The organism is Henriciella marina, assembly GCF_027213945.1.
GTDB classification, from domain to species: Bacteria; Pseudomonadota; Alphaproteobacteria; order Caulobacterales; family Hyphomonadaceae; genus Henriciella; species Henriciella marina_A.
In genome coordinates, this window is record NZ_JAPWGW010000004.1 from 291,442 (window position 1) to 313,507 (window position 22,066).

Consider the following 22,066-nt stretch of genomic DNA (forward strand, 5'->3'; position numbering starts at 1 on the left):
TATGCTCGACTTTCAGGCGATGATCTCTGCCATTGGCCCGGAGCTGCTGCTTGCGCTCGCTGGCCTCGCTGGTGTTCTGGCTGGTGCGTATATGGGCGACCGTTTCAACGGCTTGTCCTTCAAGCTGGGCGCGGCAACGCTCCTGCTGGCCGCGCTGGTTGTTATCATGAACTGGGAAGGCGGCGAGGCTTTTGGCGGCCTCGTTACGACGACCCCATTCGTGAACTTTGCCAAATGTATCAGTTTCGTCGCGGGCGCTGTGACCTTGCTCATGGCTGAGGGCTTCCTCAAGCGTCATGAGACGATCCGTTACGAGTACCCGCTTCTGGTGATCTTTGCTTCTCTCGGCATGGGGATCATCCTGTCCGCATCGAATTTGATGACGCTCTACATGGGGATCGAGACGCTCAGCCTCTCATCCTATGTGCTGGCGTCATTCCACCGCGACTCCATCCGGTCTTCTGAGGCTGGTCTGAAGTATTTCGTGCTGGGTGCGCTGGCATCGGGTATTCTGCTTTACGGTATTTCGCTGGTCTACGGTTTCACCGGCTCGACCGACTATGGCGATATCGCCAGTTCCGAGCGCACCATTGGCCTCGTCTTCGGCATGGTGCTGATGATTTCGGGCATGGCGTTCAAGGTCTCGGCTGCGCCGATGCACGTCTGGACACCGGACGTCTATGAAGGCGCCCCAAGCCCGGTTGTCGCCTTCTTTGCGACCGCGCCGAAAATGGCGAGCATGGTGGTCTTCGCCAATCTTCTGTTCACGGCTTTCTCCGGTGTGTTCGAAGACTGGCAGATGATCATTGCCATCATCGCTACGCTTTCCATGCTCATTGGTGCTTTCGGCGCGCTCATTCAGAGCAATCTGAAGCGGCTTCTCGGTTACTCCTCGATCGCCAATATGGGCTATGCGCTGGTCGCCGTCGCCGCGGGCGCGGAATATGGCGCGGCTGCGCTTCTCGTCTTCATGACAAGTTATGTGATCGCATCTATTGGCCTCTTCGGCGGTGTGCTGTCCATGCGCCGTGAGGGCGGCATGGTTGAGAGCATTGACGAGCTGGCGGGTCTCGTTCGCCGGCGTACGGGCCTCGCCCTTGCGCTTACCATTCTTGTTATCTCTGTGTCAGGATTCCCGCTCGCCGTAGGCTTTATCGGCAAGATCGTGGTCTTCCAGGCTGGCTGGAACGCAGGTCTGCTGCCTCTTCTGATCGTGCTCGTGCTGAGCTCAGTGCTCGCCTTCGGTTACTATCTCCGCATCATTCTCGTGATGTGGGTGAAGGAGCCGGTCGAGCGCTTTCAGCCTGTCGGCTCGACTGTTGCCCTGTCCGTGTATGCCGCGGCTGCTGCGTGTCTTGTCCTCTTCGTCTTTGCGTCGCCATTCCTTGAATGGGCAACGCAGGCATCGGCCGGGTTCATTCAGTGAGACCAGACGCGCCAGTTCTCTGGTTCGACGAGATCGACAGTACCAATGAAGAAGCCCGACGACGGGCACAGGCTGACGATTTCGGTCCTGTCTGGATTGCTGGGCGCAAGCAGACCGCCGGTCGCGGGCGACTTGGACGCCAATGGGATTCACCAACGGGCAATCTGTTTGTAACGGCTCTCTTCGAGGAAGAGGGTGGCCTAGTGAAGGCTACCCGATATCCGTTTGCGGCGGGCCTCGCCATTCTTGATGCTGCGTCGGAGTTCATCGATAGCGGTCAATTGCAAGTCAAATGGCCTAATGATGTGCGTGCCAGCAGGCAGAAGATCAGCGGCATCCTGGTAGAGGCTGGTGCTGCATCGGGAAAAGCCTGTTGGGTCGCCTGCGGTATGGGTGTGAATGTGCGGTTCGCTCCAGACGGGGCAGGGCAAGCGGCAACCAGCCTGCTGGACCTTGGTGCGCCGCAGATCATCACTGCCGAGATGTTTCTCGATGCGCTTCGTCCCGCCTTCGTAAAGCGTTGCGCGCAGGCTTCATCGGATTTCGCAAGCTTGCTAACCGACTGGCAGAAATATGCCGAAGGATTAGGCGAAGAAGTAACGGTCGGCAAAGGCGCTGACGCGCAGATCGGCATTTTCAAAGGTGTTGGCCCTGATGGCGCGCTGCTGCTTGCGTCCGGCGACGGCACGACGCACACCATTCGAGCAGGCGATGTAGAGCTGGTGAAGGAGATTGGCGGTCATGCTGCTCGCGATTGATGTCGGCAATACGAACACGGTCTTCGCGCTTCACGATGGCGAGGACTGGGTGGCGATGTGGCGCAGCGCAACAGACGCACGCCGGACGGCCGACGACTATATCGTTTGGCTCGAGCCACTCATGAATATGCGCAAGGTCTCAAACTACGACATCGATGCCTGCGTGATTTCGTGCGTCGTGCCACAGGCGCTGTTCAATTTCCGAAATCTTGCGCGCCGTTACTTCGCGACAGAGCCTCTGGTTGTCGGTGAGGCGTCGGTTGAGCTTGGTGTGCCTATCCGCATTCCGCGGCCGGAACAGGTTGGTGCTGACCGTCTGGTTTCCGCTATCGGCGCGCATATAGCCTATCCTGGCGCGCTGATTGTTATCGACAGTGGCACGGCGACGACGCTGGACATCGTGGGACCGGATGGCGGGTTTGAGGGCGGTATAATCAGCCCTGGTATCAACCTTTCGATGCGCGCGCTGCACGATGCAGCCGCGCAGCTGCCACGAATAGCGATCCAGCGACCTGAGAAGATTATTGGCGACTCGACCGTTGCCGCGATGCAGACCGGTGTCTTCTGGGGCTATATCGACCTCATCGATGGCCTTGTCAGGCGCGTGAAGGAAGAATACGGCCAGCCGATGACAGTGATTGCGACGGGCGGTGTTGCCTCGCTATTTGAAGGTGCGAGCGCGACCATCGATCATTACGACCAGACCCTGATGGAGTCCGGTCTGCTTGAGATCTACCGCCGGAACCGGAAAGGACCCGATGCCCAATAAGGACACGCCCGAACTCGTCTTTCTCCCGCTTGGGGGCTGCGGCGAAATCGGTATGAACCTGAACGCCTATGGCTATGGACCAGCGCATGACAGACGCTGGATCCTTGTGGATCTGGGCGTGACCTTTGGCGACGATACGACGCCGGGCATCGACCTCATTACGCCTGATCCTGAATTCATCGTCGAACATGCCGATCAGATCGACGCGATTTTTCTGACCCATGCGCATGAAGACCATATTGGGGCGGTCGGCCTGCTCTGGCCGCGGCTTCGCGCCCCGCTCTATGCTACGCCGTTCACCGCCCACCTCGTCGCCGGGAAGTTGGCCGAGCGCGGGTTGAAACATGTCGATGTGAATGTGGTGCCGCTCGAAGGAGAGGTCGAAGCCGGCCCCTTCAAGGTCCGCTACATGACGCTGACCCATTCCATTCCGGAACCGAACGCGCTGGCAATCGAGACGCCTGTGGGGACCATACTCCATACGGGTGACTGGAAAATCGACCCGGATCCGTTGATCGGCGAAGGCGTGGACATCGACGGGCTGAAGAAGCTCGGCGATGAGGGCGTGCTAGCCATGATCTGCGATAGCACGAACGTTTTCGTCGATGGCGAAAGCGGCTCGGAAGCGACCGTGCGCAAGAACCTGATCAAGCTGATCGGAAGTCTGAAGGGCAGGGTGGCCGTTGCAACCTTTGCCTCCAATGTCGCGCGCGTATCCACGGTCATAGAAGCAGCGCGTCAGGCTGGTCGGAGCGTCTGCCTTGCCGGACGCAGCATGCACAAGATTGTCGATGCGGCCGTACAGACGGGCGTGCTGAAAAACCTGCCGGACCTTGTCAACGAAGCCGATGTCGGCAGCTTCCCAGCCGACAATATCCTGATCCTGTGCACAGGCAGCCAGGGGGAGGAGCGCGCCGCGCTGGGCCGCATTGCTGCCAATACGCACCGGCATGTCTCGCTTGGCGCTGGCGATACGGTCATCTTTTCCTCGCGTGTCATTCCAGGCAATGAAAAAGGCATCTTCGAGATGCAGAACGCGCTTGCCGAGAAAGGCGTACGCATCATCACCGACAGGATGACCAAAGATGTCATCCATGTGTCCGGCCACCCAGCGCGCGATGAGCTTGAGCGTATGTATCAGTGGGTGCGCCCCCGCATTTCGGTGCCGGTCCACGGCGAGCGGCGGCATATCGTGGAGCATGCAGGCTTCGCCCGCTCCATGCAGGTGCCAGAGGCCGTGACACCGCGCAATGGCGACATGATCCGGCTGGCGCCCGGCAAGGCAGAAGTTATCGACACGGTGCCGCATGGCAGGTTGCACCTTGATGGTAACCGTCTGGTGCCTGCAGGCTCCGAGGGCCTGAAGGAGCGGATCGCGATCTCGAAGTTCGGCTATGTGTCAGCCACCGTTTCCTTTGATGAAGCCGGAAGTATAGCTGACGGTCCGTATCTGGCGGTACGCGGCATGTCGGAAGAAGATGGCAGCCTGGCGGACGAGTCTGTCGATGCCATCGAGGCGGCCTGCGACGAGGCGCTCGATGGTCTTTCGCGCAAAAAGCGCCTAGATGACGATGCAGTTGAAACCACGCTGGTGCGGGCCATCCGCAAGGCGTGCGAAAGGACGTTCGGCCGCAAGCCGCTGGTCGATGTCATGGTTATGAGAGTGTGAGGGATAAAATGGCAGAAGACTTCAAACTGGGCCCGCTGAACCATGTGGGTGTTGCTGTGCCGTCGCTTCCCGATGCGATCGAGACCTACAAGAAGCTGTATGGCGCAACCGACATTACCGAGCCGTTCGATATGCCGGCCCAGGGCGTGAAAGTCTGCTTCGTGAACCTGCCGAACAGTCAGATCGAACTGATCGAGCCGCTGAACGAAGAAAGCCCAATCCATAACTTCATCCAGAAGAACCCGAAGGGCGGCCAGCACCATGTCTGCTTCGAAGTGGCTGATATCCATCAGGCCGTCGACGTCATGAAGGCGCGCGGCGCGACCGTTCTGGGTGAGCCACGCATTGGAGCGCACGGCACACCTATCATTTTCGTACATCCGAAAAACTCGAACGGTGTCCTCGTCGAGTTGATGGAGACGCCGAAGGGCGATCACTAATGTCACTTGTCGGCGGCATCGTCATCTTCTGCATTTCCTGGTGGATGTGTCTGTTCGTCGTTCTGCCGATTGGCGTGCGCGGCCAGTTCGAGGATGGCGAATTCCCTGAAGGCACGGAAGAGGGCGCGCCCGCTGAGCCAATGCTGGCCAAGAAGGCAATCTGGGCCACGATCGGCGCGGTGGTGTGCACGGCAATCGCAGGCATCATCGTCGTGCCATTGCTGCGCTATTACGGCGCCTGACCGACCGGGCATGAAAAAGCGCTGCGTGCTTGCAGGCGCACACTAGCCAATTGCAGCGACTGACAATAACACAGGGGGCCGCGACCCGCCTTGTTAGGAGTGAGCCAGTCTCAATGCGCCTGTCCAGATATTTCCTGCCAGTTTCCAAGGATGTGCCAGCTGATGCGGCCATCGTTTCACACCAGCTGATGCTGCGCACCGGCATGGTCCGTCAGAACGGCGCCGGTATCTATACCTGGCTGCCGCTCGGCCTTCGTGTCCTGAACAAGATCGAGCAGATCGTCCGCGAGGAGATGGACCGGGCCGGGGCGGTCGAAATGCTCATGCCGACGATCCAGCAGGCAGAACTCTGGCAGGAGAGCGGTCGCTACGAAGCCTACGGCAAGGAAATGCTGCGCATCACGGACCGCCATGAGCGCGAAATGCTGTTCGGCCCGACCAATGAAGAGCTGATCACCGACGTCTTCCGCGCCTATGTGAAGAGCTACAAGGCGCTGCCGCTGAACCTCTATCACACGCAGTGGAAGTTCCGCGATGAGATCCGCCCGCGCTTTGGTGTGATGCGGGGGCGCGAATTCCTGATGAAGGATGCCTATTCCTTCGACCTGACCGAGGAAGGTGCGCGCAAGAGCTATCAGAAGATGTTCTGCGCCTATCTGAACGCCTTCGACCGGATGGGCCTGACCGCTATTCCGATGCAGGCGGACACCGGGCCGATCGGCGGCGACCTCAGCCATGAATTCATCATCCTTGCCGATACGGGCGAGAGCGCCGTCTTCTGTGATCGCGCGCTGCTGGACGTGCCTGCGCCAGGTCTCGACCTCGATTTTGATGGTGAGCTGTCGGACGTCATGGAAAAGCGCACGCAATACTATGCGGCGACCGAGGAGAAGCATGACGAGGCTGAATTCGCCAAGGTGCCGGAAGGCCGCCAGGTGTCGGCTCGCGGCATCGAGGTTGGCCACATTTTCTTCTTCGGCACGAAATATTCTAAGGCGATGAATGCCACCGTGCAAACCGCTGAGGGTGAGAATGTGCCGGTACAGATGGGCAGCTATGGCATCGGCGTCTCGCGCCTTGTCGGCGGGATCATTGAAGCCTGCCATGACGAGAATGGCATTGTCTGGCCGAAAGCGGTCGCGCCGTTTGATGTCGGTCTCATCTCGATGAAGCCGAAGGACGAAACGGTCTCTGGTGTTGCTGACGGCGCTTATGCGGCGCTTCAGGCGGCAGGTCTCGACGTGCTTTATGATGAGACCGATGAGCGACCGGGTTCGAAGTTCAACCGGATGGACCTCATTGGTCTGCCTTGGCAGATCGTGATTGGCCCGCGCGGTGTCGCGGCTGGCATGGTTGAGGTGAAGAACCGCAAGACCGGCGAGAAGTCTGACATGACGCTGGAGCAGGCCGTCCAGATGGTGAAGGCCGACTGATGGCGAAAGCTGCGCCTTTCGGCCAGGTAGAGCGCGCGCTCGCCTGGCGCTATCTGCGCGCACGCCGCCAGCATGGCGGTGTGTCCCTGATCTCTATCATTTCCTTCTTTGGCATCATGCTGGCCGTGATGGCGCTGATCGTCATCATGTCCGTCATGGCGGGCTTTCGCTCGACGCTTCTGAATGCGCTTCTTGGCGGGCAGGGGCATGTCTTTGTTTCGGTTGGCGGCCTGCCTGAGAGCGATGTCGATGTCCTGACGAATGAGATCATCGAACTGGAAGGCGTCGAGCATGCTTTCCCGATCATCGAGCAACAAGTTCTGGCGACGTCTGAATATGGCCGGACGGGCGCCATCGTACGCGGCGTTCGCACTGAGGACATCGGAAACCTGCCTTATCTGGAAGGTGGCCAGTCGACAGCTGATGCAGCTGGCTTTGGCGAGGGGCGTAATGGCGGCGATGTCGTCCTGATTGGTGCCTTCCTTGCGCAGGATCTGGGACTTCGTATCGGCGACAAGATTACGTTGATCGCGCCTGAGGGTGTGGCCGGGCCGTTCGGCGTCACGCCGCGTTCAAAGGCCTATACGATCGGTGACACGTTCACGACCGGCAGTGTTGAACTCGACAAGCTTTATGTGCTGATGCCGATGGAGCAATCGCAGCTCTTCTTCAACAAGCGCGGCGAGTATCAGGCGATCGACGCGCGCCTCTACAATCCGATGCGAACTGAGCCGGTCATGGCAGAGATCCGGTCGCTGACAGGCGGACTTCGCGTAGAGGACTGGAAGCTGCGGCGTGCCTCTTATTTCAATGCCCTCAATGTCGAACGTGGCATGATGCGGGTCATTATGCTGATCCTCATCACGATCACCGCGCTAAACATCATCACGGGCGTCGTGATGCTGGTGAAGAACAAGACACGTGACATCGCGATCCTGCGGACGATTGGCACGCCGCGCGGCGCGATCATGCGGGTCTTCATCATGATTGGCGCAATCCTTGGTCTGACCGGCGCCTTGATCGGTCTCGCGCTGGGCGTGCTGATCGTGCTGAATATTGGTGTAGTTGAGGGCTTCCTGAGCTCCATTCTGGGCCGGGATATCTTCGATGCTGAAGTCTATGGCCTTGATGGCCTACCAGCAGAGCTCGATTGGGCGGAGGCTGTGTTCACAACGCTTTGGGCAATGAGCATGTCGATCCTCGTGACGATCTGGCCGGCCTGGAGCGCGGCACGTCTCGATCCTGTTGATGCGTTGAGGTTCGAGTGATGAGCGCTGCACCCGTTCTTGAGCTTCGCGGCATCGTTCGCGAGTACCGCTCTGGCCCAAATCTCCTCAAGGTTCTGGACCATGCGGACCTGACCCTGAACCGCGGTGAGCTGGTTGGCCTTGTCGGGCCGTCGGGTTCTGGCAAGTCGACGCTGTTGCATACGGCTGGCCTTCTTGAGCGGGCTGAGGGCGGTGAGGTCCTGCTGGATGGCGAGGGGGTTCTGAACCTGTCCGACGCTATACGCACGCGCCTGCGCCGCGAGAAGCTCGGCTTCGTCTACCAGTTCCACCACCTGCTGCCGGAGTTCAACGCGCTCGATAATGTCGCGATGCCGCTCATGGTGAATGGGGTGAAGCGAAGCCCTGCGCGCGAAAAGGCACGCGAACTTCTGGCGGAGATGGGGCTCTCTGAGCGGGTTGAACACCAGCCGGGCGCGCTGTCCGGCGGCGAGCAGCAACGCGTCGCGATTGCCCGTGCCCTGGTGAATGACCCCAAACTTGTCATCGCCGATGAGCCGACTGGCAATCTCGATCCGGCTACCACCGAACGCGTCTTTGCGAGCCTGATCAAGATTGCGCGTATGGAGGGTGCTGCCGTTCTGGTCGCGACCCACAACATGGCGCTCAACCAGCATATGGACCGGGTGCTGACACTGAAGGCAGGAAAACTCACAGCCTTTGCAGGCTGAGCCCTTCGACTCACCGGCAATACGGGGCATAATCCTCGCTTGAGAGGAGCCCGCCTTGTCCGAGCCGCTTTTTATCCACCTTGCCGTGCGAACCAGCTTCTCGCTTCTCGAGAGCATGATCACGCCGAAGGATCTGAAGGCGTGGGCCGTTGGTAATGGTGTTCCGGCCGTTGCCGTGACCGACAGGAACAACCTGTTCGGGGCTCTGGAGATTTCAGAGACGCTGTCTGGCGCTGGCGTTCAGCCGATCATGGCGTGCTGCTTCGATGTCACCGATGGTGGGCATCAGGAATGGCTGACGCAGGTGTCGGTCTATGCGCAGAATGAGGTTGGCTACAAGCGGCTTATGGAGCTGTCTTCCTACGCTTATCTCGAGGCGGCGGATGGCGTGCCGCGCTTGAAGAGAGAGCATCTGTTTGAGAAGACAGACGGCCTGATCCTCCTGACGGGCGGCATGCGGGGTGAGGCCGCGCAGTACATCCTGAAGAACAAGCAGGCCGATGCTGAAGCGACCCTGTCGAGCTTCGCGGAAGCTTATCCAGGGCGCTGCTATGTCGAGCTTACACGACACGGCCTGCCAGAAGAGGTAGAAAGCGAGCCGGGCCTTCTGGAGGCGGCCTACAAGCTGGGCTTGCCAGTCGTAGCCACGCACGATGCGCGTTTCCTGAACCCGAAGCACGCCCACGCGCATGATGCGATGATGTGTATCGCGAATGGCGAGTATCTTGGTCAGGACGACCGCAAACGGGTCTCGCCGGATCAGTATCTGAAAGCGCCGTCCGACATGATCGAGCTTTTTGCCGATCTGCCGGAGGCTGTCGCTTCGACCGTGGAGATCGCGAAACGCTGCGCCGTTCGCGCGCGCACGCATGATCCGATCCTGCCGAACTTTGGCGATGGCTCACGTTCGGAGTTTGAAGAGTTGCGCGTGCAGGCAGAGGAGGGGCTGGAGCAGCGCCTTGCCGAAGCGCCGCAACTCTATGCGCCGAAAGAGACCTATATCGAGCGGCTCAACTATGAGCTCGGCATTATCAAGAAGATGGGCTTTCCGGGCTACTTCCTCATCGTTGCTGACTTCATCAAGTGGGCCAAGGAGCAGGGGATCCCCGTTGGGCCGGGCCGTGGTTCTGGTGCGGGCTCTGTCGTTGCCTGGGTGCTGACGATTACGGATCTTGACCCGCTTCGCTTTGACCTTCTGTTCGAGCGCTTCCTCAACCCGGAACGTGTGTCGATGCCGGACTTCGACGTCGACTTCTGTCAGGAGCGGCGCGGCGAGGTCATCCGCTATGTGCGTGACAAGTATGGCGCCGACAGTGTGGCCGCGATCATCACCTTCGGTACGCTGCAGGCAAAGGCTGTGGTGCGTGACGTCGGCCGCGTCATGCAGATGCCATACGGCCAGGTCGACCGGCTGGCCAAGCTCATCCCATTCAACCCGGCCAATCCGCCCAAGCTGCAGGACGCCATCGACGATGAGCCGAAATTCGATGACGAAGTTGCGCAGGATCCGCGCGTCGGCGAACTTCTGAAAACGGCGCTGGCCCTTGAAGGGCTATACCGCAACGCAGGTACGCACGCGGCTGGTGTTGTTATCGGCGACCGTCCGCTCACGGAGCTGGTTCCACTCTATAACGATCCGCGTTCTGATCTTCCGGCTACACAGTTTAACATGAAGTGGGCCGAAGCTGGCGGCCTCGTCAAATTCGATTTTCTCGGTCTCAAGACACTGACAGTCATCGACCGGGCGCTGAAATTCATCCGACGCGACGGACGCGATGTCGGCCCCGAATGGGATACGCTCGACGACAAGGACACGTATGAGTTGATGGCCAGCGGCCAGACGCTGGGCGTGTTCCAGCTGGAAGGTCAGGGCATGCGCGATACGCTCCGCAAGGTGCGTCCGCACAACCTCGAAGACGTTATCGCGATCATCTCGCTTTATCGTCCTGGCCCGATGGACAACATTCCTGTCTATGTAGCGGGCAAGGAAGACCCGAAGAACGTTCACTACCAGCATCCGGACCTCGAGCCGATCCTTGAGGCAACCTATGGCGTGCCTGTCTATCAGGAGCAGGTCATGCGTATGGCGCAGGAGATTGCAGGCTATTCGCTTGGTGAAGCTGACCTTCTTCGCCGCGCCATGGGTAAGAAAAAGGTCGAGGAGATGGTGGCACAGCGCGCCCGATTCCTCGACGGTGCGAAGAAGCTGAAAGGTATTGAGGCACCGCTCGCGAACGAGATCTTCGACACGATGGAGAAGTTTGCGGGTTACGGCTTCAACAAATCGCACGCTGCCGCCTATGCCCTTATCGGCTATCAAACGGCCTATCTGAAGCGCCACTTCCCGGTCGAGTTTCTCGCTGCCTCAATGAGTCTCGACCTTCAGAACACCGACAAGCTCGCGGCCTTTGTGCAGGAATGCCGACGCCTCGAGATCGAGATCATCCAGCCGGATGTGAACCGGTCGACGGCCGACTTCGATGTGGAGAATGGCGCGCTGGTCTACGCATTGGGCGCGCTGAAAGGTGTAGGCCTTGAGGCCATGCGTCAGCTGGAAGCCGAGCGCGCGGTGCGGGGCCCCTTCAAGTCACTGCATGACTTTGCTGAGCGCGTCGATCCGAAATCCGTAAACAAGAAGTGCTTCGAGCAATTGTCGCGCGCCGGCGGCTTTGATTCGATTGAGCCGAACCGGGCGACTTGTCTTGCGTCTGCGCACTTGCTGTCCGCAATGGCGGTGTCAGCCGCGGAGGATCGCGCCGGCGGGCAGGGCGGACTGTTCGGCGATGCAGAGCCAGCCGTGAAAGCGACGCTGCAGGAAGTGTCCTCATGGAACGGTCATCAAATTCTCGACGAAGAATTTGCCGCCGTCGGCTTCTATCTGAGTGGTCACCCGCTGGATGATGTCCTCGATAGCCTCGAACACGGACGCATCACGCTATCAAACGAGATTGCGGATGTTGCCGTGGACGGCCGACCGCTGGAGTTGATTGGCGTTGTACGCCGTCGTGTTGAGAAACCGGCGCGAAATGGCGGCAAATTTGCTTTCCTTACCCTGTCCGATCCGACCGGAGAGGTCGAGCTTATGGTGATGCCGGAAGTGCTCGATAATTTCAGGGACCTGATGTCGCCGGCAAACAGTATCTGCGTCATGGTCAATGTACGCCGCCAGGAAGAGGAAATTCGTCTTTCGGTGAAGCATGTAAAGCCCATCGAGAAGGCGCGGATCGGCAAGAAAGCGAAAGCGCTGGTTGTGCGTCTTTCACGTGGCGCGAACTTTGATGAACTCGCTGCCGTGGCAGAAAGACTAGTCAATGCGCCGGGCGCGGACCGGGGCGAGATATTCCTTGAGCTACCGCTGGCCGATGGCCGGATCGTTTCAATGAAGCTGCCAGCAGTCTATGCGACGGGGCTTGAGGCGCTGCGCGCCCTGAAGATGGCGTCCGGTGTATCGCGCGTGGATACGCTCGCAGCCTGACAAAGCCCGGTTGCAATTAGGCCTGTTTTACGTATATGGCAGCGCTCTAAACCCCCGATGCGCGGATCATCCGGTGTCGAGCTCAGCGGTTTGAGCCCGATAGTGTCCGTGCCGGTCAACCGGAAGAGGAAATTATACCATGGCTCTGCCTGAATTCACGATGCGTCAGCTGCTCGAAGCAGGTGTTCACTTCGGTCACCAAACCCACCGCTGGAACCCAAAGATGAAGCCCTTCATCTATGGCGATCGCGCGGGTATTCACATCATGGACCTGTCCAAGACCGTGCCGCTTCTTCACCAAGCGCTGGTCCAGGTTCGCGACACTGTTGCAAAAGGCGGCCGCGTTCTTTTCGTTGGCACCAAGCGCCAGGCTGCGCAGCCGATCGCAGAAGCTGCAGAGCGTTCTGCACAATACTTCATGAACCATCGCTGGCTTGGCGGTACGCTGACCAACTGGACGACGGTTTCCAAATCGATCAAGCGTCTTCGCGAACTTGACGAAGTGCTTTCGGACCGTGACGCATCCGGCCTCACCAAGAAAGAGCTCCTCGTCGTTGAGCGCGAGCGTGACAAGCTGGAGCGGGCCCTTGGCGGTATCTCCAACATGGGCGGCCTGCCGAGCCTTATGTTCGTTATCGACACGAACAAGGAGCAGATCGCGATCAAGGAAGCCAAGAAGCTTGGCATTCCGGTCATTGCTGTGATCGACACCAATTGCGACCCGGACGATGTCGACTTCCCGTTCCCGGGCAATGACGACGCCGCCCGTTCGATCTCGCTGTACTGCAACCTGATTGCAGATGCGGTCCTCGATGGCCTGGCTGAATCTTCAGCTGGCCTCGGCATCGACCTCGGCGACTCCGAAGATATTGACGCGATGGTCGAAGGCGATGTTGCCGCCGCTGATGCTGCCGCTGGCGAAGCTTCTGAGGCAGACGCCGGCGCAAGCGAAGAAGCCAAGGCCGAAAGCTAAACCCAACACTCAATCTGGAAGGATCTTAGAGATGGCACAGATCACCGCCGCTCTGGTCAAGGACCTGCGTGACCGCACTGGTGCGGGCATGATGGACGCAAAAAAAGCGCTCGTCGAAAATGATGGTGACACGGAAGCCGCTGTTGACTGGCTGCGTGCGAAAGGTCTCTCGAAGGCCGCCAAGAAAGCTGGCCGCGCTGCGGCTGACGGTCTGGTCGCTGCGCTGCTGTCTTCCGATGGCACGTCCGGCACGCTTGTCGAGCTGAACGCTGAAACCGACTTCGTTGCTCGCAACGAGAAGTTCCAGTCCGCGCTTGCTGGTATCGCCAAGACTGCTCTTGAAACCGATGGTTCGCTCGAAGCGGTTCAGAACGCTCCAGCGCCTCAGGGCGATGGTACGGTCAACGACATGATCACCGGCCTCGTTGCGACGATCGGTGAGAACATGACGCTGCGCCGCGTGGCGAAATTGACCGCCGAAGGCGGCCAGGTTGCGGCCTACGTTCACAGCCCAGAAGCTGAGAACATGGGCAAGATCGGCGTGCTGGTGGCTGTCGAAGGCAGCGACACGGCGAAGCTTTCTGACGCTGCCCGCAAGGTTGCGATGCACGTTGCTGCAACGAACCCGGCATCTGCAACGACGGCAGACCTCGACCCTGAGCTGGTCGAGCGTGAGCGTCAGATCCTGACCGATCAGGCCCGCGAAAGCGGCAAGCCGGACAATGTCATCGAGAAGATGATCGAAGGCCGCCTTAACAAGTTCTACAAGGAAGTCGTCCTTGTGGAGCAGCCATTCGTCATGAATCCGGATCAGACGGTCGGCGCGTTCCTGGAAGAGCAGGGCGCGACGCTGAAGGGCTTTGTGCGCTTTGGTCTGGGTGAAGGCGTGGAGAAGGAAGAAGACGATTTCGCTGCTGAAGTCGCTTCCATGACCTCCGGCTCCTAAGGCCTGCAAAACTCATCTTAAAGTCTCCCGGCTGCCCATGACAGGCAGCCGGGAATCCTTTACGAGCTAAGCGGCCTTGGGAGACAGTCATGACAATAGAGACCGACCATAGTAGCGAGCTCGTCTATAAGCGCGTCCTCCTGAAGCTTTCGGGAGAGGCCCTGATGGGGCCGTCGGAATTCGGCATCGATATGCCGACCTGCCTACAGTTTGCCGAAGAAATCGCTGGTGCGATCCGCCAGACTAATGTCGAATTGTGCCTGGTCATCGGCGGCGGCAACATTTTTCGCGGTCTTGCCGGTGCGGCCAATGGCATGGACCGTTCCCAGGCCGATTCGATGGGCATGCTCGCGACCGTAATGAACGCGCTGGCCATGCAGAGTGCGCTGGAACAGATCGGCACGCCGGTCCGCGTCCAGTCTGCGATCCCGATGGATACGGTGTGTGAGCCCTATATCCGCCGCCGCGCGATCCGCCATATGGAAAAAGGCCGTGTCGTGATTTTTGCGGCCGGTACTGGTAATCCGTATTTCACCACGGATACTGGCGCGGCTCTTCGAGCGGCTGAAATGAACTGCGAAGCCATGTTCAAGGGCACACAGGTTGACGGTGTCTATTCGGCGGATCCCAAAACGCATGCTGACGCCGAACGCTATGAGAAGCTTGGCTATCAGGAAGTCCTCGCGCGCGACCTTCGCGTCATGGATGCTTCCGCAGTCAGTCTGATGCGCGATACAAGCATTCCAATCGTCGTGTTCTCACTCCACAAGAAGGGCGCGTTGCTTGACGTTCTGCGTGGTGTCGGAACATCGACGCTCATCTCTTAATGTGCGAGAACAAGTGCCATGAGTATAAATAAAAAAGATCTTGAGCGCCGGATGGAAGGCGCTGTCACTTCGCTTCAATCCGATCTTGCTGGCCTGCGGACAGGCCGCGCATCGCCGAACCTGCTCGATACGGTAAACGTTCCAGCTTACGGTTCGACTGTTCCGCTTAACCAGGTCGGGTCGGTTTCGGTGCTCGATGCACGTACGCTGGCGGTGAACATCTGGGATAAATCCGTAGTTGGTGCCGCTGACAAGGCGATCCGCGAATCGGGTCTGGGTCTCAACCCGGTGACGGACGGCACAACCCTGCGCATCCCGATCCCGGTACTCAATGAAGAGCGCCGCGCTGAGCTGTCCAAAATTGCCGGCAAGTATGCCGAGCAGGCCCGTGTAGCTGTGCGCAATGTGCGCCGCGACGGTATGGACCAGCTCAAGAAGGCCGAGAAGGACAATGAGATCAGCAAGGATGAGGCTCACGGCCTGTCCGATGATGTCCAGAAGATGACCGACACCTATATTGCCCGCATCGACGAGATCGTGAAGGCAAAAGAAGCGGAGATCATGCAGGTTTGATAGCGCAGCCGGCTTCTAACGGGACCCCCCAATTTGCCGACCCGTCCAGCCTGCCAGCCCATGTCGGAATCATCATGGACGGGAATGGCCGCTGGGCGACCCGGAACGGCCTGCCGCGCTCGATAGGACATGAGCGCGGCGTTGATGCCCTGCGCGAAACAGTCAGGGCGGCCCAGAAGCTCGGTCTTTCCTATCTGACCGTCTATTCTTTTTCGACGGAAAACTGGCGTCGGCCGATGGCCGAAGTGACGGCGCTATTCGCGCTGCTCCGGCATTTTATCAAGAAAGATCTGAAGCGGCTTAAGAGCGAAAATGTAAAAATCAGCGTATTCGGTACGCGTGCGGGCCTTCCAGAGGATATCTGTTCACTTCTCGACATGGCCGTTGAGGAAACTGCTGAAAATTCTCGCTTCAATCTTGGGATCGCGTTCAATTATGGCGGCCGGGAAGAAATAGTCCGGGCAGCAAAGCTGGTGGCCGGGAAGGTCACCTCGGGCGAAATAGCTATCGAAGACTTTACCGAAGAAGCTATCTCACGGCATCTTGATACGCACTCGTTTCCAGATCCGGACATGATCATCCGGACTGGGCAGGAACACCGTCTAAGCAACTTTCTGACCTGGCAGGGCGCCTATGCAGAACTCGTCTTCATGGATGTGCTCTGGCCTGAATTTGGTGAATCGCAGCTGAGAGAAGCGCTTGAGAAGTTCGGCGCGCGCGAGCGCCGTTTTGGCGGTCTGGGCAAGGAGGCGGGCTGAATGGTTGCGTCGAGGCCCGGCAGTCACAAGTCGAAAGAGCTGGCCCTCAGGCTGGTGTCTGCTCTCGTGCTCATTCCGTTCGCATTGTTCGTTGTTGCTACGGGCGGACTGGTGCTTGCGATTGCCTGTGCGATTTTCGCTGCCGTGATGGGCTATGAATGGGCGCGGATGACGGCTTCGCCGATCATGCCGGCCACAACTGTGCTCGCTGCGATCTGTGTGTTTGCGGCCTATTTTGGTGACTGGAGCGTCTCGTTCATCGCTTTGCTCATCTCTGCCGGGCTCATTTTTCTTATCCACCCGTCACGGATAAACGACCGCGCTGTGGCTGCCTTCGGTGTGTTCTACAGTGCTGGCCTGCCGTTGGGGCTGTTCTTCCTACGTGAAGGCACGTGGTTCGGTCAGGCAGCGGCGCTCATCCTTATGGGTACGGTGTGGGCGTCGGACACAGGCGCTTACTTTGCGGGGCGTGGCTTTGGAGGGCCGCCACTCGCGCCCAAGGATTCGCCATCGAAGACCTGGAGCGGCGCACTCGGCGCCATGGTCTGCAGTGGGCTTTGTGGTCTCATTGCAGCAGGATTGCTGGACGCATCGCGTATCTCCTGGCTGTTCGCCGGCTTTGCAATTTCAATTGTTGCCCAATGGGGCGACCTCTTTGAATCGTCGCTCAAACGCCGCTATGGCGTGAAAGATACGAGTGGCTTCCTGCCGGGTCATGGCGGCGTCATGGATCGGGTTGACGGTCTGGGTATGGCGGCTGTGTTCTGCGCGTCCACGTTGGCGCTTGTTGCGCCCCTTCACGGATTGCTTGGACTACAGGCCAGCTAATGTCGCGTCGGCTCAGCATTCTTGGTTCAACCGGGTCGATAGGACAGTCATCCCTGTCAGTCGTCTCGCATGCGAACGCTGTTGCGTCTGAACCAGCCTTCGAGATCGAGGCCCTTACAGCGCACACAAATGTCGAGCTTCTGGCATCGCAGGCCATCGAGTTTGGTGCGCGCACGGCCGTTATTGGCGAAGCGCGCTTTTATGGTGCGCTGAAATCTCGACTGGCGGGAACCGGGATCGAGGCTCTGGCGGGTGCTTCAGCCATTGAAGATGTGGCGCGGGTGCCAGTTGACCGTGTGGTTGCTTCCATCGTTGGTATCGCAGGCCTCGCTTCGACCCACGCGGCGCTGGAAGCGGGCAACGATATTGCGTTGGCCAATAAGGAAAGCATGGTCTGCGCCGGGCCGCTTTTGAAGCAGGTCGCCGCGAAGACGGGCGCGCGCATCGTGCCGACGGACTCCGAGCACAACGCCATGTTCCAGGTCATGGAACGGGCCGAAGATGTGGACCGCCTCATTCTGACGGCGTCCGGTGGACCGTTCCTGCGGACGCCGCTTGGGAAGCTCGCGAAAGTGACACCGGAAGAGGCATGCGCGCATCCCCGCTGGTCGATGGGGCGGAAGATCTCGGTTGATAGTGCGAGTTTCATGAACAAGGCGCTTGAGCTGATCGAGGCGAGCTATCTGTTCGACGTGCCCGAGTCCCGCATCGATGTGCTGGTACACCCGCAGTCGATCATTCATTCGCTCGTCAGCTATATCGATGGCTCGTTCCTTGCACAGCTCGGCTCACCCGACATGCAGACTCCAATCGCCCACGCTCTTTCATGGCCAAATGGCCGCGTTCCGACCGCTGTAGAGCGGCTGGATCTCGCGGCCATTTCTCGCCTGGAGTTCGAAAACGTTGATGATCATCGATTTCCGTCAATTAGGCTCGCACGCGCCGCGCTTAACGAATCAGATGCTGCGGTGATCGTTCTGAACGCGTCGAATGAGGAGGCCGTAGGGGCGTTCCTCGGTGGGCGGTGCAAGTTCACCGATATCAACCGGGTGAATGAAAAGGCTGTTTCCCAGCTGAGCCATCGGTTCACTCATGGCGGCGAATGTCTAAGTCTAGATGGAATCAGCCATATAGACAGGGAAGCGCGGAAGCTTGCGCGTGAGCTGGTCTCAGCAAGCATGGCCGGCGCGAAGGATTGATGATGTTCGATGGATTTCTAAGCCAGGGCCCAATTTTCATTGTCTGCCTCGTCTTCATGCTGGGTATCGTGGTCGTCATACATGAGCTCGGCCACTACCTCGCGGGACGCTATTTTGGCGCCGGTGTTGAGTCGTTCTCGGTTGGCTTCGGTAAACCCATCTTCGAGCGTAGTGACAGCCGCGGTACCAGGTGGCGCGTGAACTGGATCCCCCTTGGTGGTTTTGTGAAGTTTGTTGGCGAAAGCCAGCTACCGGGCGATGTCGGCAAGATAGAGCAAGGCCCTGTCGGCAAACCGTTCCATGAGATTGGTGTCTGGCCGCGCACGGCCATTGCTGCGGCGGGACCGGTGGCGAATTTCATACTCGCAGCATTGATCTTTGCAGTCTTCTTTTATTTCAACGGTGCCTACCAGGCCCGCGTTGGTGTCACGAGCGTGGTGGAAGGTGGAGCAGCGGCTGAAGCGGGTATTGAAACCGGCGACATCTTTGTTTCAATGGGCGGGGAAGCCGTCGATAATGCGGGCGCATTGCAGACGATCGTCTCCATGTCGAGCAACAAGGAGTTGCTTACCATCGTGGAGCGCAATGGTGAGAAGATCGAGCTGACCGTTACGCCGCAGCGCCAGATGCGTGAAAACGCCGTTGGCCAGGTTCAGGCGCTCGGCACGATTGGTATTACGCTTCAGGAGCTTCGCGATACCGCCCAGCGTATCCACTACAATCCGGTAGAATCCCTCGCGATGGGCGGCGTGCAGACATGGGATACGGTTGCGAAGACCACTGACATGATTGGCCGCATGATCACGGGCAAGGAAGCGCTGAGCTCGCTAAGCGGGCCCGTTGCCATCGGAGATATCAGTCGCCGGGTCGTCAATCGCACGATGGCGAACAGTGAAGTGCCGCTGACGACTCGCATCAATGCGCTGTTCTGGAGCATGATGACTATCTGCGCGGCGGTGTCTGTAGGAATTGGCTTCTTTAATTTACTTCCACTTCCTGTGCTTGACGGTGGCCACATTGTATTCAATTGCTATGAAGCGTTTGCGGGCAAACCCTTGCCAGCGCGCATACAGGAGGGGGCCCTGATGGCCGGTATGTTCCTGCTTCTGGGGATGTTTGTATTCATTACCTGGGGCGATGTACTGGAAACAGGGCTGTTCAACGGCGCTCGAGGCTGATAGCCGAATTCCGTTGTAAATTGAGAGAGACGCCATGCGATCAGTCTTCGTTGCTTCCATGATTAGTGTTGCCGCGATGCTCGGCACGTCAACAGCGGTCGGAGCCTTGCTGTCTGCGAAGGCGCAGGCGCCTCAGTCTGCCGAACGGATCCGTACGATCCAGGTCGAAGGCAATGAGCGCATCGAGGACCGCACGATCCAGTCCTACCTGCTGGTCGAGCCGGGTGACCCATTCGACGCAGAGCGGATCGACCTCTCGCTGAAGACGCTTTTTGCGACAGGCTTGTTTGCAGACGCGTCCTTCGAGAAGTCTGGATCTGACCTGATCGTTCGCGTGGTCGAGAACCCGATCATCAACCGCGTCATCTTCGAGGGGAATAGCTCAATCGATGACGACAAGATGCGTGAAGAGATCCAGGTTGCGCCGCGCGGTATCTTCACCGCAGCGCGCGTTCAGGCCGACGTTCAGCGCATCCTCGAGCTTTACCGCCAGTCGGGCCGGTTTGCCGCAACGGTCGAACCGCAATACAAGCCGCTGGAGCAGAACCGCGTCGATCTCGTCTTCGTCGTCAATGAGGGCCCCGTTACAGGTGTCCGCTCGATCAATTTTATCGGCAACGAAGAATATGCCGACCGTCGTCTTCGCAGCGAAATCGCCACGCGCCAGTCGCGTTGGTGGCGTTTCTTCAGCTCGAACGACAACTATGACCCGGGCCGTCTGGAATATGACCGTGAGCTTCTGCGTCAGTTCTATCAGAATAATGGTTATTACGACTTCCGTGTCGTGTCGGCTGTGGCTGACCTGACGCCGGACCAGGAAGACTTCTACATCACCTATACGGTGGATGAAGGCGTCCAGTACAATTTTGGTACGGTGAACGTGTCGACCCAGCTCGACAAGCTCAATAGCGATGCGTTGCGCAATACACTCTCCATTCAGGAAGGTGATCTTTTCCGCGGAAACCGGATCGAGGATGCAATCGACACGCTGACCTATGCTGCTGGTATCGCCGGCTACGCATTTGTCGACATCACGCCGGACCTGCGTCCGAACCCGGAAACCAATACGGTAGACGTCACTTTTGCCATCGATGAAGGCCCGCGCGTTTACATTGAGCGGATCAACATCGTCGGAAATACCCGTACGCTGGACCGGGTCGTGCGCCGTGAGCTTCGTGTGTCTGAAGGCGATGCGTTCAACCGCGTCCTACTTGACCGGTCGCGTAACCGCGTCCGGGCACTTGGCTATTTCAAGGAAGTCGAAATTACCGAGAATGCCGGCTCTGAGCCGGACCGCACGGTTGTCGATGTAAAGGTTGAAGAGCAGCCTACAGGTGAGCTTTCATTCGCCGCCGGTTACTCCTCTGTGGACGCCTTCCTGTTCGATGTAAGCGTTTCCGAGCGCAACCTTCGTGGCCGCGGCCAGACGGCCGTGGCGCGTATCTCCGCCTCGCAACGTCAACAATATGTGGACCTGCGCTTCCGTGAGCCGCGCTTCCTTGATCGCAACCTTGCAGCAGGTATCGATATCTTCTCGTCGCGGTCTGACTTCTCGAACATCGGGTTCGGTGGCTTTACCTCCGACACGATTGGTGCTGGCGTGAATCTCGGCTTCCCGCTGACGGAGAATACAAACCTCGGCCTGCGTTACCGGCTCCAGCAGGATGAGCTCGACATCAATCTCGGGAATGTCGTGATTGATGGGAGTGGCGACCTGCTGATCATCACGGATACGTTCGATGGTGGCACCCCGGACGACCCGAGTGATGACACTGTTTTTGATCGCCCGGCAACGGCTTCGGATGACCTGCCTGCTAGCGCGCTCGTCGTTGATGCGTGTTCGCCGCTCTACAATAATCGCAGCTTTTCGAACTGCCGGAATGAGCGCGCCGAACTTTCTTCGATCATCGGCTATACGTTCAATTGGGACCGCCGGAACGATCCGATCCAGCCCACAGGTGGTTTCGACTTCTCGTTCAGCCAGGATCTCGCTGGCGTCGGCGGTGATGTTCAGTACATCCGGACCGAGTCGTCGGCCGCAGCTTATCAGGGCATCTTTAAAGGTGTTCGTGCCAGCGTTCGTCTCTCGGGTGGCTATATCGGCTCCTGGGGCGGTGACGAAGGTATTCGGATCAATAACCGCTTCTTCCGCGGTGGCAGTACGTTCCGTGGCTTCGACGTTGCGGGCCTTGGCCCACGTCGTATTGTTCGTGAAGTGGATGCCGACGGAAATACACAGCGTATCCGCAAGGGCCGCGCGCTCGGTGGTAAGGCCTACTATCAGGCTACTGCTGAGCTGACCTTCCCGAACTTCCTGCCAGACGAATACGGCATCGATACCGCTCTCTTCCTCGAGGCAGGTTCTGTTGGTGAGCTCGACGATATCGACACCGAACCAACAAACATTACGCAAATTGGGCCAGACCTGTTTGCGATTGAAGAATCTCAGACTTCCATGCCTCTTCGGGCATCGGCAGGTCTTTCGGTGGGCTGGGACTCGCCGTTCGGACCAATCCGGTTCGATTTCTCACAAATCCTCAAGAAAGAAGAGTACGACCGGACCGAGACGTTCAGGTTCAGTACCTCAACACGCTTCTAGAAGTTCTCAGGAGGAA

General features: G+C 58.8%; 19 protein-coding genes. All 19 read left to right on the plus strand.

All coding sequences use genetic code 11. The features are described 5' to 3' along the window. The first annotated feature begins 1 nt into the window (after position 1). The 19 genes from O4G74_RS13440 (at position 2) to bamA (ending at position 22,050) form a co-directional block, all read left to right on the plus strand. Positions 2-1,426 (plus strand): NADH-quinone oxidoreductase subunit N, encoded by a 1,425-nt coding sequence (locus O4G74_RS13440; RefSeq protein WP_269403114.1) that lies wholly within the window; start codon positions 2-4, stop codon positions 1,424-1,426. Continuing rightward, positions 1,423-2,184: a biotin--[acetyl-CoA-carboxylase] ligase gene (locus tag O4G74_RS13445; protein ID WP_269403115.1), complete on the plus strand. Its 762-nt coding sequence runs from the start codon at positions 1,423-1,425 to the stop codon at positions 2,182-2,184. The genes O4G74_RS13440 and O4G74_RS13445 overlap by 4 nt, the downstream gene beginning before the upstream one ends. Then, positions 2,168-2,953, plus strand: a complete 786-nt coding sequence (locus tag O4G74_RS13450; protein WP_269403116.1) for a type III pantothenate kinase — start codon at positions 2,168-2,170, stop codon at positions 2,951-2,953. Before O4G74_RS13445 ends, O4G74_RS13450 begins: the two co-directional genes overlap by 17 nt. Continuing rightward, positions 2,943-4,622: a ribonuclease J gene (locus O4G74_RS13455; protein ID WP_269403117.1), complete on the plus strand. Its 1,680-nt coding sequence runs from the start codon at positions 2,943-2,945 to the stop codon at positions 4,620-4,622. Before O4G74_RS13450 ends, O4G74_RS13455 begins: the two co-directional genes overlap by 11 nt. Before the next feature lie 8 nt (positions 4,623-4,630). Further along, positions 4,631-5,062, plus strand: coding sequence for a methylmalonyl-CoA epimerase (gene mce, locus O4G74_RS13460; protein WP_269403118.1), 432 nt, complete (start codon positions 4,631-4,633; stop codon positions 5,060-5,062). Next, a complete protein-coding gene (locus tag O4G74_RS13465) occupies positions 5,062-5,304 on the plus strand; it encodes a DUF1467 family protein (protein WP_269403119.1) in 243 nt (80 codons plus the stop codon). The genes mce and O4G74_RS13465 overlap by 1 nt, the downstream gene beginning before the upstream one ends. A gap of 113 nt (positions 5,305-5,417) precedes the next feature. Next, complete coding sequence (proS, locus tag O4G74_RS13470) at positions 5,418-6,737, plus strand: proline--tRNA ligase (protein WP_269403120.1); 1,320 nt, start codon at positions 5,418-5,420, stop codon at positions 6,735-6,737. Beyond that, the gene (locus tag O4G74_RS13475) at positions 6,737-8,005 is read left to right on the plus strand and encodes a lipoprotein-releasing ABC transporter permease subunit (RefSeq protein WP_269403121.1); all 1,269 of its coding nucleotides are present in this window, start codon (positions 6,737-6,739) and stop codon (positions 8,003-8,005) included. The genes proS and O4G74_RS13475 overlap by 1 nt, the downstream gene beginning before the upstream one ends. Beyond that, positions 8,005-8,694 (plus strand): ABC transporter ATP-binding protein, encoded by a 690-nt coding sequence (locus O4G74_RS13480; RefSeq protein ID WP_269403122.1) that lies wholly within the window; start codon positions 8,005-8,007, stop codon positions 8,692-8,694. The genes O4G74_RS13475 and O4G74_RS13480 overlap by 1 nt, the downstream gene beginning before the upstream one ends. 55 nt (positions 8,695-8,749) lie before the next feature. Continuing rightward, the gene (dnaE, locus tag O4G74_RS13485) at positions 8,750-12,169 is read left to right on the plus strand and encodes a DNA polymerase III subunit alpha (protein ID WP_269403123.1); all 3,420 of its coding nucleotides are present in this window, start codon (positions 8,750-8,752) and stop codon (positions 12,167-12,169) included. 139 nt (positions 12,170-12,308) lie between these two features. Next, the gene (rpsB, locus tag O4G74_RS13490) at positions 12,309-13,142 is read left to right on the plus strand and encodes a 30S ribosomal protein S2 (RefSeq protein ID WP_331283526.1); all 834 of its coding nucleotides are present in this window, start codon (positions 12,309-12,311) and stop codon (positions 13,140-13,142) included. A gap of 31 nt (positions 13,143-13,173) precedes the next feature. Further along, the gene (tsf, locus tag O4G74_RS13495) at positions 13,174-14,088 is read left to right on the plus strand and encodes a translation elongation factor Ts (protein ID WP_269403124.1); all 915 of its coding nucleotides are present in this window, start codon (positions 13,174-13,176) and stop codon (positions 14,086-14,088) included. Positions 14,089-14,177: 89 nt separating this feature from the next. After that, entirely contained in the window at positions 14,178-14,915 is a 738-nt protein-coding gene (pyrH, locus tag O4G74_RS13500; protein WP_269403125.1) for a UMP kinase, read from the plus strand. 18 nt (positions 14,916-14,933) lie between these two features. Further along, the gene (gene frr, locus O4G74_RS13505; RefSeq protein ID WP_269403126.1) at positions 14,934-15,488 is read left to right on the plus strand and encodes a ribosome recycling factor; all 555 of its coding nucleotides are present in this window, start codon (positions 14,934-14,936) and stop codon (positions 15,486-15,488) included. After that, the gene (locus O4G74_RS13510) at positions 15,485-16,246 is read left to right on the plus strand and encodes an isoprenyl transferase (RefSeq protein ID WP_269403127.1); all 762 of its coding nucleotides are present in this window, start codon (positions 15,485-15,487) and stop codon (positions 16,244-16,246) included. Before frr ends, O4G74_RS13510 begins: the two co-directional genes overlap by 4 nt. Continuing rightward, positions 16,247-17,074: a phosphatidate cytidylyltransferase gene (locus O4G74_RS13515; RefSeq protein ID WP_269403128.1), complete on the plus strand. Its 828-nt coding sequence runs from the start codon at positions 16,247-16,249 to the stop codon at positions 17,072-17,074. Continuing rightward, the gene (dxr, locus tag O4G74_RS13520) at positions 17,074-18,273 is read left to right on the plus strand and encodes a 1-deoxy-D-xylulose-5-phosphate reductoisomerase (protein ID WP_269403129.1); all 1,200 of its coding nucleotides are present in this window, start codon (positions 17,074-17,076) and stop codon (positions 18,271-18,273) included. The genes O4G74_RS13515 and dxr overlap by 1 nt, the downstream gene beginning before the upstream one ends. 2 nt (positions 18,274-18,275) lie before the next feature. Next, positions 18,276-19,451 (plus strand): M50 family metallopeptidase, encoded by a 1,176-nt coding sequence (locus tag O4G74_RS13525; protein ID WP_269403130.1) that lies wholly within the window; start codon positions 18,276-18,278, stop codon positions 19,449-19,451. Positions 19,452-19,485: 34 nt separating this feature from the next. Next, the gene (bamA, locus tag O4G74_RS13530) at positions 19,486-22,050 is read left to right on the plus strand and encodes an outer membrane protein assembly factor BamA (protein ID WP_269403131.1); all 2,565 of its coding nucleotides are present in this window, start codon (positions 19,486-19,488) and stop codon (positions 22,048-22,050) included. Positions 22,051-22,066 lie beyond the last annotated feature (16 nt).

Excerpts from the sequence above, each read along its gene's own strand:
- O4G74_RS13450 (WP_269403116.1), top strand. The coding sequence starts at position 2,168 with ATGCTGCTCGCGATTGATGTCGGCAATACGAACACGGTCTTCGCGCTT.
- bamA (WP_269403131.1), top strand. The coding sequence starts at position 19,486 with ATGCGATCAGTCTTCGTTGCTTCCATGATTAGTGTTGCCGCGATGCTC.
- mce (WP_269403118.1), top strand. The coding sequence starts at position 4,631 with ATGGCAGAAGACTTCAAACTGGGCCCGCTGAACCATGTGGGTGTTGCT.
- pyrH (WP_269403125.1), top strand. The coding sequence starts at position 14,178 with ATGACAATAGAGACCGACCATAGTAGCGAGCTCGTCTATAAGCGCGTC.
- dxr (WP_269403129.1), top strand. The coding sequence starts at position 17,074 with ATGTCGCGTCGGCTCAGCATTCTTGGTTCAACCGGGTCGATAGGACAG.
- O4G74_RS13515 (WP_269403128.1), top strand. The coding sequence starts at position 16,247 with ATGGTTGCGTCGAGGCCCGGCAGTCACAAGTCGAAAGAGCTGGCCCTC.
- O4G74_RS13455 (WP_269403117.1), top strand. The coding sequence starts at position 2,943 with ATGCCCAATAAGGACACGCCCGAACTCGTCTTTCTCCCGCTTGGGGGC.
- O4G74_RS13475 (WP_269403121.1), top strand. The coding sequence starts at position 6,737 with ATGGCGAAAGCTGCGCCTTTCGGCCAGGTAGAGCGCGCGCTCGCCTGG.
- tsf (WP_269403124.1), top strand. The coding sequence starts at position 13,174 with ATGGCACAGATCACCGCCGCTCTGGTCAAGGACCTGCGTGACCGCACT.
- O4G74_RS13465 (WP_269403119.1), top strand. The coding sequence starts at position 5,062 with ATGTCACTTGTCGGCGGCATCGTCATCTTCTGCATTTCCTGGTGGATG.
- rpsB (WP_331283526.1), top strand. The coding sequence starts at position 12,309 with ATGGCTCTGCCTGAATTCACGATGCGTCAGCTGCTCGAAGCAGGTGTT.
- proS (WP_269403120.1), top strand. The coding sequence starts at position 5,418 with ATGCGCCTGTCCAGATATTTCCTGCCAGTTTCCAAGGATGTGCCAGCT.
- O4G74_RS13525 (WP_269403130.1), top strand. The coding sequence starts at position 18,276 with ATGTTCGATGGATTTCTAAGCCAGGGCCCAATTTTCATTGTCTGCCTC.
- O4G74_RS13480 (WP_269403122.1), top strand. The coding sequence starts at position 8,005 with ATGAGCGCTGCACCCGTTCTTGAGCTTCGCGGCATCGTTCGCGAGTAC.
- O4G74_RS13440 (WP_269403114.1), top strand. The coding sequence starts at position 2 with ATGCTCGACTTTCAGGCGATGATCTCTGCCATTGGCCCGGAGCTGCTG.
- frr (WP_269403126.1), top strand. The coding sequence starts at position 14,934 with ATGAGTATAAATAAAAAAGATCTTGAGCGCCGGATGGAAGGCGCTGTC.